General features: G+C 36.8%; 12 protein-coding genes and 1 tRNA gene. 11 read left to right on the top strand and 2 right to left on the bottom strand.

Annotation, left to right across the window (positions count from 1 at the left end; all coding sequences use genetic code 11):
* Positions 1–10: 10 nt before the first annotated feature.
* The 3 genes from FFM55_RS04835 (at position 11) to FFM55_RS04825 (ending at position 5,118) form a co-directional block, all read left to right on the top strand.
* Entirely contained in the window at positions 11–2,842 is a 2,832-nt protein-coding gene (locus tag FFM55_RS04835) for an FtsK/SpoIIIE family DNA translocase (protein WP_042494669.1), read from the top strand.
* 139 nt (positions 2,843–2,981) lie between these two features.
* Positions 2,982–3,884 carry an ABC transporter ATP-binding protein gene (locus tag FFM55_RS04830; protein ID WP_042494671.1) on the top strand — a complete coding sequence of 301 codons (903 nt, stop codon included), beginning with the start codon at positions 2,982–2,984 and terminating at the stop codon, positions 3,882–3,884.
* Positions 3,877–5,118 carry an ABC transporter permease gene (locus tag FFM55_RS04825; RefSeq protein ID WP_052348472.1) on the top strand — a complete coding sequence of 414 codons (1,242 nt, stop codon included), beginning with the start codon at positions 3,877–3,879 and terminating at the stop codon, positions 5,116–5,118. The genes FFM55_RS04830 and FFM55_RS04825 overlap by 8 nt, the downstream gene beginning before the upstream one ends.
* A 119-nt stretch (positions 5,119–5,237) precedes the next feature.
* Here FFM55_RS04825 and FFM55_RS10045 read toward each other — a convergent pair whose 3' ends face one another.
* Entirely contained in the window at positions 5,238–5,363 is a 126-nt protein-coding gene (locus FFM55_RS10045) for a hypothetical protein (RefSeq protein WP_266102246.1), read from the bottom strand.
* A gap of 124 nt (positions 5,364–5,487) precedes the next feature.
* On the opposite strand from FFM55_RS10045, the gene uvrC reads away from it, so the two are divergent.
* The 4 genes from uvrC to FFM55_RS04805 all read left to right on the top strand — a co-directional run bounded on the left by uvrC (position 5,488) and on the right by FFM55_RS04805 (position 10,172).
* Positions 5,488–7,281, top strand: a complete 1,794-nt coding sequence (uvrC, locus tag FFM55_RS04820) for an excinuclease ABC subunit UvrC (protein WP_042494674.1) — start codon at positions 5,488–5,490, stop codon at positions 7,279–7,281.
* 91 nt (positions 7,282–7,372) lie between these two features.
* Positions 7,373–8,683 carry a GTPase ObgE gene (gene obgE, locus FFM55_RS04815; protein WP_042494675.1) on the top strand — a complete coding sequence of 437 codons (1,311 nt, stop codon included), beginning with the start codon at positions 7,373–7,375 and terminating at the stop codon, positions 8,681–8,683.
* Between the two features lie 90 nt (positions 8,684–8,773).
* A complete protein-coding gene (locus tag FFM55_RS04810) occupies positions 8,774–9,475 on the top strand; it encodes a YigZ family protein (RefSeq protein ID WP_042494676.1) in 702 nt (233 codons plus the stop codon).
* A 73-nt stretch (positions 9,476–9,548) separates the two neighbouring features.
* Positions 9,549–10,172 carry a DUF1361 domain-containing protein gene (locus tag FFM55_RS04805; protein WP_137600615.1) on the top strand — a complete coding sequence of 208 codons (624 nt, stop codon included), beginning with the start codon at positions 9,549–9,551 and terminating at the stop codon, positions 10,170–10,172.
* 63 nt (positions 10,173–10,235) lie between these two features.
* Here FFM55_RS04805 and FFM55_RS04800 read toward each other — a convergent pair whose 3' ends face one another.
* Positions 10,236–11,465, bottom strand: coding sequence for a multidrug efflux MFS transporter (locus FFM55_RS04800; RefSeq protein ID WP_042494678.1), 1,230 nt, complete (start codon positions 11,463–11,465; stop codon positions 10,236–10,238).
* Positions 11,466–11,871: 406 nt separating this feature from the next.
* Between FFM55_RS04800 and ruvA the strand changes: the two genes are divergently transcribed.
* The 4 genes from ruvA to FFM55_RS04780 all read left to right on the top strand — a co-directional run bounded on the left by ruvA (position 11,872) and on the right by FFM55_RS04780 (position 14,714).
* Positions 11,872–12,462: a Holliday junction branch migration protein RuvA gene (gene ruvA, locus FFM55_RS04795; protein WP_042494679.1), complete on the top strand. Its 591-nt coding sequence runs from the start codon at positions 11,872–11,874 to the stop codon at positions 12,460–12,462.
* A 14-nt stretch (positions 12,463–12,476) separates the two neighbouring features.
* A complete protein-coding gene (gene ruvB, locus FFM55_RS04790) occupies positions 12,477–13,487 on the top strand; it encodes a Holliday junction branch migration DNA helicase RuvB (RefSeq protein WP_137600614.1) in 1,011 nt (336 codons plus the stop codon).
* Between the two features lie 18 nt (positions 13,488–13,505).
* Positions 13,506–14,552 carry a tRNA preQ1(34) S-adenosylmethionine ribosyltransferase-isomerase QueA gene (gene queA, locus FFM55_RS04785; RefSeq protein WP_042494681.1) on the top strand — a complete coding sequence of 349 codons (1,047 nt, stop codon included), beginning with the start codon at positions 13,506–13,508 and terminating at the stop codon, positions 14,550–14,552.
* 90 nt (positions 14,553–14,642) lie between these two features.
* Positions 14,643–14,714 (top strand) — tRNA-Gly (locus tag FFM55_RS04780).
* The last annotated feature ends 130 nt before the right edge of the window (positions 14,715–14,844 follow it).

Raw genomic sequence — 14,844 nt, 5'->3', positions numbered from 1 at the left:
GGAGGCTCATATGGCATATAAAAAAACAACACCCAGAAAAACAACAACAACAAAACGACGACCAACGAAAACGACTGCTCGCAAAAAAAAGCAAAGCAATGATACATTGGCGTGGTTTATACAACGATTACCGCAATTTTCAGGATTAATTGCTGTCATTTTATCGCTTTTAGCGATTGTTAAAGTTGGATTAGTAGGGAAGCTAGTCGCCAATCTAGTTCGCTTAATTGTTGGTGGATCATATCAATTTTTGCTAGTTGTTTTATTAATTCCGTTTCTAGTTGTAATGGCATATGGTACCTGGCCACCTCGAATTAAAGGACATCACTATATTGGCTTCGTGGTATTTTATATCGGAATTATTTTAATGGGTTCTATTTTGTTATTTAACAAAATGAATTTGCATAGTGAGTATGTGACGACTATTCAATCTTTGATAAATCAAGATTTAAATAACCATGCTGTAACAACGCCCGTCGGTGGTGGTATCATTGGTGCGGTTTTGTATCAATATACCTATTTGGCTATGGGAAACTTTGGTTCATGGCTGATTGCAATTATTTTTATATTAGTTGGTTTAGTTGTAATGTTTAAACTACCTTTGCGAAGCGTTTTTGATAATTTCTTTACGTTGGCAGAAGGTGCCGGCGACTTGGTCCAAACACAAGCGACAAATGCTCACGAAAAAATGACCGAATCAATCAATACTTTCCGTAGTAATCAAAAAGAGCGGCAACAAGAGGCGATGAAGGATTTTTTTAATGAAGATCCATTTGGTAATGAGCAACAAAAGGCTCAAAAACCGACTATCGAAGCCACTTCTTCTGGAAAAGTTAATTTTAAAACGAAATCGACCTTGCCAGATAAGCAACAAGATGATCAAGAAGCTTCGGCAACAAAATTTGATTTTGTATTGCCAGAAATTGTGGCACCAGAGTCACAATCAGAAAAACAGGCCACAATGGCAGTGGATCCAAATTTGCTAAACGCAAAAGAATCATCATGGCAACAAGCGCCAGCGCAATCACAAGCTGCTGATGATGTACCATTTGATACAGTACCACCGACAAGTTTTGACTCTAAACGTGTTATTCAGTCGGCGGATCGTGTTGAACCAGTTGTTTATGGTCAAGATTTACCAGAAGATGATTTTGTACCAGAACAAGATTTCATGGCAGAGTCAGATTTGGCTTCAACACAACAGGGTCAAACAACGTCAAGTCACTCACACGTTGATATGTTGCATGAGCCGGCACAAAAGCTTACAACAGCTACTAAACCGCATCAAGAAGAACGGCATGTCACGCCTTCAACGCAAACAGAACCAACAGCTGATGTTGATGCTAGTGGATTAGGCACGGTCATTGATGATAAAGATTATCGTTTACCAACAACTGATTTGTTACAACATATTGGGTCAACTGATCAATCTAAAGAACGTGATGCATTGAGTGAAAAAGCACGTATTCTACATGAAACATTACAAAGTTTTAAGATAAATGCGACAGTTGAAAAGGTAGTTTTAGGACCAACTGTAACCCAGTATGAAATCAAACCAGCTGTTGGTGTGAAAGTTTCAAAGATTCAAAACTTAGCTGATGATTTAGCATTAGCTTTGGCAGCAAAATCTTTACGTATAGAAGCTCCCATTCCGGGTAAAAATGTTGTCGGCATTGAAGTTGCTAATGATCAGCAGGCAACGGTTGGCTTCCGTGATATGGTTGAAGAAGCAGGGATTGATACGGATAAACCATTGGTCGTACCAATAGGACGTGGTGTAACAAGTGGCGTAGTCAAGGTTGACTTGACCAAGATGCCACACTTGTTAATTGCTGGTTCAACTGGTTCTGGAAAATCAGTGGCCATTAATGGCATTTTAGCATCACTTTTGTTACAAGCTAAACCATCACAAGTTCGATTAATGTTAGTGGATCCTAAGAAAGTTGAGCTATCAGTTTATAACGATATTCCACATTTAATCACACCGGTTGTTTCCGATCCAAAGAAAGCAGCGTTAGGTTTGAAAAAAGTTGTAGCTGAGATGGATCGTCGTTTTAAACTATTAGCACAGGAAGGTGTACGTAACATTGATGGTTACAATCGCTTAGTGACAAAACGAGATGAAGCGACAAAAGGGGTTGTTAGTCAAAAAATGCCTTACTTAGTCGTTATTATTGATGAGTTAGCTGATTTAATGATGACTTCATCAGTGTCTGGTGATGTGGAGAATGCGATTGTACGAATTGCGCAACTTGGTCGTGCTGCTGGTATTCATATGATTGTTGCAACGCAGCGACCATCTGTTGATATTATAACGGGTTTGATTAAAGCTAACGTGCCATCACGTATGGCGTTTGCAGTTTCTTCAGGTGTCGATTCACGTACTATTCTGGATGGTAATGGTGCTGAAAAGTTACTTGGACGTGGAGATATGCTCTTTGCACCAATTGGTTCAAATGGTCCGCAACGTGTTCAAGGTGCCTTTATTTCAGATGAAGATGTTGAGTCTCTGACTGACTTTATCAAACAACAAGGTAGTGCACAATATGATGAATCAATGGCCGTATCTGATGCTGAAGTTCAGGCATTAGAAGGTGGTCATAGTTCGGGTGATGATGATCTTGACGAAAAGTGGGATGACGTTTTAGAATTCATTCTTCGTGCTGATGGTGCTTCTACATCATCAATTCAACGTCACTTTGGTATGGGATATAATCGTGCCGGTAGAATTATTGACTCATTAGAAGATCGTGGATTGATTGGGCCAGCTAATGGTTCGAAGCCACGTGAATTAAAATTTACTGCCGAAATGATGGACCGATTTAAACGGAGTAGTCAATAACAGTTAAAATCAAATAATATAAACGAAGCTGGGAAATAGACTGTGTGTTTTCCGGCTTCATTTGTTATATATTGCCGTATTATGTTGGTAAATATGCTATTCTATAGTAGTTAACTGCTAATCTAAAGGGGAGTTTTATATGATTGAATTACAAAATTTAACCAAACAGTTTGGTGATAAACTGGCGGTTGATGATATGAATATGCAGCTAAAACCCGGGCATGTCGTTGGCTTAATTGGGCAAAATGGTGCTGGTAAAACAACGACTTTTCGTATGATGCTTGATTTCATTCAACCAACAAAAGGCACAATCAGTTGGGACGGCCATGCCATTACGAATGAAGATAGGCAAAATATCGGCTTTTTGCCAGAAGAACGTGGTTTATATCAAAAAATATCAATAGAACAGCAGGTGGTCTATTTTGCTGAATTACATGGTATGAAAAAGGCTGATGCAAAACAACAATTAAATTCATGGATGAAAAAATTAGATGTTGTCGGTAAAGTTTCAGATAAAGTACAAAGTTTATCTAAAGGTAATGCACAAAAAGTGCAGTTAATTGCAACCGTGATTGCAGAACCTTCATTGTTGATTTTAGATGAACCCTTTACAGGACTAGATCCAGTGAATACGCAATTAATGATGAATGAAATTTTGCGGCTTAAACAAAATGGTGCCCATATTATTTTTAGTTCACATAATATGAGTGGTGTTGAAAAATTATCAGATGAACTGTTAATGTTAAAACATGGTAAAACAGTGTTGAGCGGGGAACTTAATGCAATCCGCGAATCTTTTGGTCGTAGTGAGATATATTTGGAATCATCAGTTACTGACGAACAATTATTAGCAATCCCTGGCGTAGTAAATATTCAATCGGAAGGTGTTGGCCGGCATCTTAAATTAGCTGAACCGACCGCTGGTAAAAGTGTCTTTTCGTTAGTGGCTAAAGATGGCTATGTACCTGTATTTTCACAGCAGCCACCGACCTTAGATGAAATTTTCCGTCGTGAAGTAACAGGGGGAAATGTTTATGAGTAAACGACAATTGTATTTAGTAGCGCACCAAACATATCTGAATCGGTTTAAGACATTTGGGTTTTGGTCAGTTGTTTTAGCACCATTGTTAATTGTTTTGGCAATTGTTGGTATTACATTGATTATGGATGCAACACAAAGTCATAAGCAACCAACTGTTGCAGTTGTGGACAATCAGCCTTTAAATAATTATTTAAAGCAAAATCATACGGTTAAAGCAAAGTTTAAAAATGTCGATTCATTAGCAACCGCAAAACATGATTTAAAGCAAGACAGGATTGATGGCTATTTGACATCAACGCCAACGAGTTATGCGCTAAAGATGTCAGTTAATGCTGAAAATTTGTCAGAGACGACTTTACAAACGACAATTGATCAGTATCATATGCTTAGTCAAGCGGATAAATTACATTTAACACCAAATCAACTTAACAGCTTGGTGTCAAAACCAGATTTTCAAACCAGTATTTATAGTAAAAGTGGTAAGTCATCACAAGGTGGGCAAGCAACAGATCGAGCTAATCAAATGTTATCAGCTGCTTTAGGCATTTTCATTTTTATCTTTTTAACTGCTTATGTGGGGATGATTTCACAAGAGATTGCTAATGAAAAGTCATCACGTATTATGGAGATTTTGCTGGCGGTAACATCACCAGGAATTCAATTCTTTGGTAAATTATTAGGGATAGCTGGTTTAGCGATTACACACGGACTGATTTATCTTGTGGTAGTTGGGGTAACAGCCATTTTCTTTGGTGATAATCAGTTTGTCAAGTTGATTAAAGATCTCTTAACGGGTGTGGATGCAAAATTTGCGGTTATGACAGGGCTTTTAACACTTGTTGGTATCTTTTTGTACATGATTTTAACAGCAATAGTTTCAGCAATGGTAAACGACCTGAGCCAAGTCCAACAAGCAGTTTCACCAATAACTTATATTGCAATGATTGGTTATATTTTGACGTTTGTTTTGAATGGGCAACCAAATAATGTGTTTATTAATGCTTTATCATACGTCCCATTTATTTCGCAAACACTTATGCCGGCACGTTTGGGATTGCAGTATGCGAATATGGCAGATGCATTTATCGCCTTAGCATTAGAGATAATTGTGCTAATTTTCTTAGCTCGGTATGGACTACGTGTATATAAGCGTAATGTCTTAACTTATAACGATGGTAATATTACTAAAGCAGCATTACTTAGTTTAAAAGGGCTTTTCTCAAAAAAACCATAATGGTTATATAAAATAACAACCTCGTACTATTGAGAAAAGAGTACGGGGTTGTTATGATTAATAGGTAAATAAAAACTAAAAACCACCATTTAATTATGGTGGTTTTAATATCGTTAGCTTTAATTTTCTTCGTGACCGTTCTTACCAAGAAAACGATTTTTATCCTTGTCATTCAAGTCAGGGATGTCGAATAGTTCGTCAACCTGACGAGTTAGTTCGTCATTTCTTTTTGTTTGTAGTGGCATGAAAGAGAACCTCCTAATTAATAAATTAGGTTTATTATAGCATGTTTGCTTAATAATTGGTTAAATGCCCGGTGATGATATAATATAAAAAATTGTCAGCTAAATCATGAAGGAAGGCTACTAGATGACAACAAAACATATTGAACAAAAGTTAATGTTATTACCCGATTTGCCAGGCTCATATCAAATGAAAGATAAAAATGGCAAAATTATTTATGTGGGTAAAGCTAAAAATTTGAAAAACAGAGTGCGCTCGTATTTTAAAAGTGACCATACTGGTAAGACAGCGCAATTAGTAGAAAATATTGCTGATTTTGATTTCATCGTGACTAGTTCAGAAAAGGAATCATTACTTTTAGAAATTACGTTGATTCAAAAATATCAGCCATACTATAATATTCGGTTGAAGCGTGGTACTGGTTATCCATATATTAAAATTACCAATGAACGTGATCCACAAATTTTACTAGCTAATGAAGTAACTAAAGATGGCGCTCATTATTTTGGTCCTTATCCAAATGTATATGCAGCGCAAGAAACCCTTCATTTTTTACAAAAAGTATATCCATTGCGTCGCTGTAACGGTTATCAAGGGCGACCTTGTTTATATGCAAATATTGGTCAATGCTTGGGTGCTTGTTACAAAGAAGTCCCAGAAACTGAATATAGTGCACAAATCAAACAAATTAAACGCTTTTTGGAAGGCGATACTAAGGAAGTGCGCAAGATGTTGCAAAAGAAAATGGCAGCAGCTGCAGCGGACATGGCATACGAACGGGCGGCTGATTTACGCGATCAAATAAAATTTATTGAAGCAACAGTTGAAAAGCAACAGATTATATCACGTGATGGGACACCACGTGATATCTTTAATTTTTATATGGATCGAGGTTGGTTATCAGTACAAGTATTCTTTATAAGGCAATCACGTTTATTAAAGCGAGAAAAACGTTTATTTGCAATTATTGATACACCAGAAGAGGAATTAGCGCGGTTTATTTTACAGTTTTATAATCGTCGCAATTCTGTATTACCCAAAGAAATTCTAGTACCACAAGGCGTTGATACCGAATCAATTGCAGCAGTTTTAAACGTTCCTGTTAGAACCCCACAACGTGGTGAAAAGCGGGCGCTATTAGCATTAGCCGGCAAGAATGCAAAAATTGTTTTAGATGAAAAGTTTCGATTATTAGAAATGAATGAGTCAAAAACAACCGGAGCAATGCAAGAAATTGCAGATGCGTTAGGAATTGAAAAAATTAATGTAATTGAAGCATTTGACCACTCTCATTTACAAGGTGCCGATATGGTTTCAGCTATGGTTGTTTTTGAAGATGGCGTTCCAAATAAGAATAAGTACCGTAAATATAAAAATAAAAATGTCTTGCATGCAGATGAACGAGCTGAAACAATGGAAGTTATTCGGCGGCGTTACACGCGACTTTTAAAAGAGCATAGCGCGTTGCCGGATTTAATTCTCATGGATGGTGGCATCATTCAATTAAATGCGGCTAAAGAAGTCATTGAGGATGAATTAGGACTAACCATTCCGATTGCAGCCATGGTTAAAAACGAAAAGCACAAAACGGCAGATTTGTTAAAAGAAGAAGGCGCAGATCATGTACATCTTGATCCAAATTCACAAGGATTTTACTTGTTACAACGTATTCAAGATGAAGTACATCGTTTTGTCATTACCTTTCATCGTCAGTTGCACTCTAAAAGTTCACTTGGTTCAAGGTTGGATGAAATTGCAGGTGTTGGACCTAAAACACGACAAAAGTTATTGACGAATTTTGGATCGATGAATAAAATGGCACAAGCATCAATTAGTGAGCTACAAAAATTGGGTATATCTGAAAAAGTAGCTAATAATATCAAAATTTCCTTAACAGCAACACAACATCATACTGACTAATGGTGGTCAAATATGAGAAAGTGCTGTAAAATGAAATGCGACAGTTTACAGTTGGCTAAGAAAGCTAAAAAAGAAAGTGAGGTCATAAACGATGGCGTTTGTCGACCAAGTAAAGATTTTTGTTAAAGCAGGAAAAGGTGGCGATGGAGCAGTCTCTTTCCGTCATGAAAAATATATCAATATGGGTGGCCCTTTTGGTGGCGACGGTGGTAATGGTGGCTCAGTAATAATGGAAGTTGATGAAGGACTCCGTACTTTGATGGATTTTCGTTATAAGCGCCAATTTAAAGCAAAAGTAGGTGGTAATGGTGCTACTAAGGCCATGACTGGACGTTCAGCAGATGATTTGGTAATCCGTGTACCACAAGGAACAACGATTACCAATGTTGAAACGGGCGAGGTTATTGGTGATTTAACTGAAAAAAACCAACGTTTAGTTATTGCCCATGGTGGTCGCGGTGGTCGTGGTAATATCCGCTTTGCTTCTTCTAAGAATCCAGCGCCAGAAATTGCTGAAAATGGTGAACCAGGTGAGGAACTTGATATCGCCTTAGAATTGAAAGTTTTAGCAGACGTGGGATTAGTTGGGTTCCCATCTGTAGGTAAGTCAACGTTGTTATCGGTTGTGACAGCAGCTAAGCCAAAAGTTGCAGCTTATCATTTTACAACCTTGGTTCCTAATTTGGGAATGGTTCGGTTAGAAGATGGTCGTGATTTTGTAATGGCAGATTTACCTGGATTAATTGAAGGGGCATCTGAGGGAGTTGGATTAGGCATTCAATTTTTACGTCATGTGGAACGCACTCGTGTTATTTTGCATATGATTGATATGTCTGGTGTTGATCCAGAGCAAGATCCGTATGATAATTATCTAAAGATTAATCAAGAGTTGGCAGCGTATGATCCAGCCTTATTAGAACGGCCACAAATTATTGTGCCAACTAAGATGGATATGCCAGATGCACAAACGGCTTTGGAAATGTTTAAAGATCAATTGCAAAATGATGAAAATATACCTGACAATATTGAAATTATGCCAATTTCTTCATTGTCGCGTGAAGGGTTAGAACCATTGTTACGTCGAACAGCTAATTTGTTAGATGAAACACCAGTATTCTTGCCTAAGGGTATGCTTGAAGATGATGCAGATCAAGCTAATTATGAATTTGAGGAACGTGAGCAACCATTTGAACTAAGTCGTGATGAAGATGGTGTTTGGATTCTTTCTGGAAATGAAATTGAACGTTTGTTTAAACGTACAAATACAAATTATACGGAATCATTGATGCGTTTTGCCCGTCAAATTCGATTTATGGGTGTTGATGAGGCGTTGCATGCAGCTGGTGCAAAAAATGGTGATACGGTTCAAATTGTTGATTTCCAGTTTGAATACGAAGATTAGTAGCTGTTTTTAATTTTAGAAGATGCTTGTTTTCGATTGATGTTCGAAAATGAGCGTTTTTTATTTTATTAGATGTTGAAAGGAGTAATTATGGCAGGAAATCAAGTTGAGCATGTTAGTGAGTTAGGGAAGTACATTACGATTGCTAATCAACAGGTTACTTGGGAACAAACGATTAAAAAATCGCGCTTTATTGTGAATATGGCTCGAGTTTCTAATGAAGAAGAAGCAAAAAAATTTATTGCATCGATTAATGTCGAACATCGCAAAGCAACACATAATGTTTGGGCGTATATGTTAGGAAATCGTAATGAAGTTCAACGGTATTCTGATAATGGTGAGCCGGCAGGAACAGCGGGCGTACCAATGTTAGAAGTGTTAAAAAATAATGCGATTCGAGATATAGCTGTCGTGGTTACACGTTATTTTGGTGGTATTAAATTAGGTGCAGGTGGCCTTGTTCGTGCATATGCTGGAACAGTTGTTGGTGGTGTTGAAGATAGTGGATTAATTGAGCGGATTCAACGTCATGAAGTTAGTTTAAAAGTTTCATATAGTCAATATGAGTCCTTAGCTTATTGGTTAAAGCAACACAACCATGAAATTTTAGATACAACTTATACAGTCGATGTGCTAATTAAAGTAGCAATCGCTGATGATGATATGACGATGTTTAAAGTTGCGGTTATTGATGAAATGGCTGGTCAGATTGAAATCATTGTTGGTGACATCGATTGGTTTGAAGTGCCCTATCAACAGCGCGTCAGTGCTAAAACAGAAACATTAAAATAGACTTTAAGTCTTTTTTACATTAGACCGGGTAAAATTAGAGTGATTTAACTAACAAAAAGTATTGGAAGAAAAAATGAAAAAAGATATTCTAAGGGTGCACTTAGTCGTTTTAAGTTTGCTTTTAGTCATTTGGCTTGTGCCGACCAACTACAATTTTCTGATTTGGAATTTATTTTTGGCATTAGTACCTTTCGACTTGGCCTTAATTATTAGGTATTTAAGCGGTAAAAAAGGTCAGTTATTATTGAAGTTAGGATTAACAGTGGTATGGTTAGCGTTTTTCCCTAATGCGATGTATATGGTGACTGATTTTAGTCACTTATCTTCAATTGGGACGGGACTAATGACCGAAACACAGTTTTTTAATTATGCAATTTTAGCAGTCGGTGTTTTGATGGGATTGCTATTTGGCTTGTCATCTGCCCATATTATTGGTCGAGTTTACGCTGGTGTATTGTCATCAACATGGACGGTTGTGTTCTATATTGTATTGTCCTTTGTGTCAGCGTACGGTATTTATTTGGGAAGATTTTTACGAATTAATTCGTGGGAATTAATTAGTGCACCACATAAAGTATTAACCATGTTTTTAACATCATTATCAACACATAGTTTAGTATTTGTTATATCATTTGGATCTCTACAGTTTGCTCTGTTAGTGTTATACCATATGATGAGACGGATAAATACTGATTAAAAAAAGTCTGTCTTTGGTTTTATCTCATATAAAGTGAGATTACCCAAAGACAGACTTTTTAGTTTATAAATTAAGGCTTTTATCGTGCTTTAATGACTTTGTACGATAAAAGAACAGGCAAGCATTAACTAAGATTAACATGGCACTGGCAATAAAAATACCATTATAGTCAAAGAACATGGCAACAACGGTTCCCATGATTGGTCCAAAGACGGATCCTAATGATTGAAATGATTGATTATATGCAAAAATACGAGAAGTAACCTGAGTTGGTGTTGTTTTGGTCAATAATGTTTGAACGGCAGGCAACATTGTAGCGTCAGAAATACCAATCATGAATCTTAAAATAACTAATTGCCAAATAGCCGTAACAAACCCAGTTGGTAACATGAAAATAAATGCTAAACTAAATCCCATTAACATAATGCGATGTGTCCCAATTCGATCACCTAATTGACCAAACCGTGGTGCTGCCAACATTGTTGCGATTCCAGGCATTGCAGCCACGATACCAGCCCATAGTGTTGTACTACCAGAACCATTATTTAGTTCACGGACAAACAATGCAATAATGGGGCTAATTGATTGATTCACTATTTGGATGATAAATGTTGTTGTAAACAGACCAATGGTCAATTTGGGATAGGATAATTGGGCAAAAATTTCTTTACGAGAAGGTGATTTACCTTTTGGAACAGGTGTGAATTCTTCTTTGACTAAAGTGATAACTAGTAAAAATACCAGTAGAAAAATAACACCAGTAATAATAAAAGCGATGCGGTAATTAACAAGTGAGGCAAGTACACCACCGATAAATGGCCCTAATAATTGCCCGCCAGTCACCCCTGTTACAAGTGTGCCTAATGCATAACCTGACTTTTCTTTAGGTGTTTGGGTTGCAATCATCGCATTAGCATTGGAGATGAAGCCACCGCATAAACCTTGAAGAGCACGCAAAAAAATAAGTTGCCAAATATTTTGGGCAGCGCCCATTAAAAAAAAGACAATAGCCATACCTAATGAAGCGCGTATTAACATTAGTTTGCGACCACGACTATCAGCTAATTTCCCCCAAAATGGTGAAATGATTGCTGTCATTAAAAAGGTAATGGAGAAGGTGATACCACTATAAAAAGTTAATTGATTTTTTGTGAAATTTCCTAATGTATCAACGTATAAAGATAGGAAAGGCATTACCTCACTGAACCCAACACCTGTCATAAAGACACCAAACCAAAGAATAAAGAGATTACTTTGCCAAGTTGGTAATCGTGACAATTTTTCTTTTAACATATCGGTCTCCTATTAAAATGTTTTCTTATTAACTATTTATTTTACGCGTTTTGCCCTTTTCCTGCACGTTTATCGCCTTTTAATAATTGTTTACAACAAAAACGAGCTAATTATTAATTAGCTCGTTTTTGCTATAGGTTTAATAAGAGATATGTTAATTGAGTGTTTACTATCGTAAATAACTCTTCGCTTTATGAGGGAGCGAAACGACTTAGCAATAGTGTGTATGGCAACTATTGCTTAACTTAAGTCGATAAGCATATCATAACTAACAGATATGAAAAAAACGTGAATTTTATGGTAATAAATTTTAGTAACTATGAAAAGCTAATCACTAATTGTCAATTAGCATATTCTGCTTTTCTGTTATAATAGAAATAACGATTTGTTGGAATGGGAGAAAAAAATGTACGAATATTTAGATGGGCTGATTACAGAAATCTCCCCAAATTACATTGTAATTGAAATACAGGGGATTGGTTATCGCATTTTAGTTGCTAATCCATATGCATTTTCTTTGGATAGTAAAATGACAGTCTATGTCGAACAAATCATTCGTGAAAATGAACATACTTTGTATGGATTTTTAAATAAGCAAGAAAAAAATTTATTTCAAAAGTTGTTAAATGTTTCTGGGATTGGACCGAAATCAGCGTTAGCCATTTTAGCTAATAATGACCATACTGGATTAATTAATGCGATTCAACAAAGTGATGTTGGCTTTTTAACAAAGTTTCCTGGCATTGGGAAAAAAACAGCGCAACAAATTGTATTGGACTTACAAAATAAATTATCAGATTTGGCATTAGCGAGTGATGAGGTGGCGCCTATTGTACCGGCAGTTAGTCCAAACAGTCAATTAGCGGATGCACTTTTGGCTTTGGAAGCATTAGGTTATGCTAAAAAGGATATTACCCGTGTTGAAAAAGCATTACGTAAACTTGATGAACAAACTACTGCTAAATATGTTAGTGCTGGTTTGAAGCTATTACAGTAAGGAGATGTTATTAGATGGCAGAAGATTTTATACATGACATGTCCACTGATAATGTTGAAGAAACGGTTGAGCAAACTTTACGGCCAAATACCTTACAACAATATATTGGTCAAGCTGATTTAAAGCAAAGATTACAAGTTTATATTGAAGCAGCACAGCAACGCTCAGAACCGTTAGACCATACATTGTTGTATGGACCACCTGGATTGGGTAAAACTACTTTAGCAATGGTTATTGCCAATGAAATGGGTGTGGGTCTCAGGACAACCTCTGGGCCTGCTATTGAAAAATCCGGTGACTTATTGGCCTTGTTAAATGAATTAACACCAGGGGATGTTTTATTTATTGATGAAATTCATCGACTACCAAAACAAGTTGAAGAAATGTTATATTCGGCTATGGAAGATTTTTATGTTGATATTATTGCAGGTGAGGGGCCTACTGCGCATCCAATTCATTTTCCACTACCACCGTTTACCCTTATAGGAGCTACGACCCGAGCTGGTATGTTATCACAACCCTTACGTGATCGGTTTGGGATTGTAGAACATATGGCATATTATTCGCACGATGAATTAGCACAAATTATTAAGCGGTCGTCAGACGTTTTTAATATCCAAATTTCTGGTGAGGGGGCATTTGAATTGGCGCGACGGTCGCGAGGAACACCGCGTATTGCTAATCGTCTGCTGAGAAGAGTTCGTGATTTTTCAACGGTCAAAGGTCAAAAGGTTATTAATGATGAGATGGTTAATTTTTCTTTACAATTGTTGAAAATTGATAGTATGGGACTGGATGAGGTTGATCACAAAATTTTGCAAACAATGATTGCGTTTTATCAGGGTGGACCCGTTGGTGTTAATACTATTGCTGCTAATATTGGTGAAGAGGTTGACACAATTGAATCAGTATATGAGCCATATTTATTACAAATTGGCTTTTTACAGCGAACACCACGTGGACGAGTTGTGACATTGGCAGCATATCAACATTTAAATCTACCAGTGCCTGATACTAAACGATAATAAGGGGATTAAAGATATATGGCAGAGAATTTTACAAGTTTGAGTGATTTTGATTATGAATTACCACAAGAATTAATTGCACAGACACCATTGAAGAAGCGAGATGGATCACGTTTATTAGAAATGAATGCCGATACAGGTGAACTTCATGATCGCCATTTCTACGATATTATTGATTATTTGAATCCTGGTGATGCTTTAGTCATGAATAACTCACGAGTTTTACCTGCTCGTTTGTATGGTGAGCGACCAGAAACTGGTGGGCATGTTGAAGTACTCTTGCTTCGACAAGACCAAGATGATGTTTGGGAAACATTGGTTAAACCAGCTAAAAAATATTTAGTTGGGCAAAAGATTACTTTTGGTGATGGTCGTTTGACAGCAGAAGTGATTGCAGAATTAGACCATGGTGGTCGAATGATTAAATTCCATTATGATGGTATTTTTTTAGAAATTTTAGAAGAGTTAGGTGAAATGCCTTTGCCTCCTTATATTAAGGAAAAGTTGGAAGATCAAGAACGTTATCAAACCGTTTATTCAAAAGTGAATGGATCGGCTGCCGCACCAACTGCAGGATTACATTGGACACCTGAATTACTACAAAAAGTAGCAGATAAAGGCATTAAGTTGGTTGAATTAACACTACATGTTGGGTTGGGAACCTTTAGGCCGGTGGAAGAAGACAATATTGATGATCACAAAATGCATTCAGAGTTCTATCAATTAAGTCAAGAAGCAGCGCAAACGTTAAACGAAGTTAAAGCAAATGGCGGTCGAATTGTTGCTACAGGGACAACCTCCATTCGTACGCTAGAAACAATCGGTGCTAAATTTGACGGTGAGTTAAAAGCTGACTCTGGGTGGACAGAAATATTTATTAAACCTGGTTTTCAATGGCGGGTTGTTGATGCGTTTATTACTAATTTTCATTTACCTAAATCAACTTTAGTAATGTTAGTAGCTGCTTTTACTGGTCGGGATAATATTTTAAATGCTTACGAACATGCTGTTAAGGAACAATATCGTTTCTTTAGTTTTGGGGATGCTATGTTTATTCATCATTAAAAAGTAGTTTAATATTTATTTGATAAAAGTGTTGACTTTGTCTTGGACAGTGTGTATTATATATATTGTTGTTGACGTACGAAACACTTTGCGGATGTAGTACAATGGCTAGTGCTCCAGCCTTCCAAGCTGGGAATGCGGGTTCGATTCCCGTCGTCCGCTTTGCATTATTTATTTAATGCAATGTTGATCATTGAAAACTGAATATCGTTTCGATAGAACAAATGTGTAGGGTCTTCAAGCATTAAGCTTGAAACAAAAAACATTTGCGAAGTCAATTCGCTAATAAATT

Origin of the sequence: Weissella sagaensis (genome assembly GCF_005405285.1) — a bacterium.
In the GTDB taxonomy this organism is placed as follows: Bacteria; Bacillota; Bacilli; order Lactobacillales; family Lactobacillaceae; genus Weissella; species Weissella sagaensis.
The sequence above is the reverse complement of the archived record's forward strand: the minus strand, read 5'-3'. Positions and strand labels throughout refer to the sequence as shown.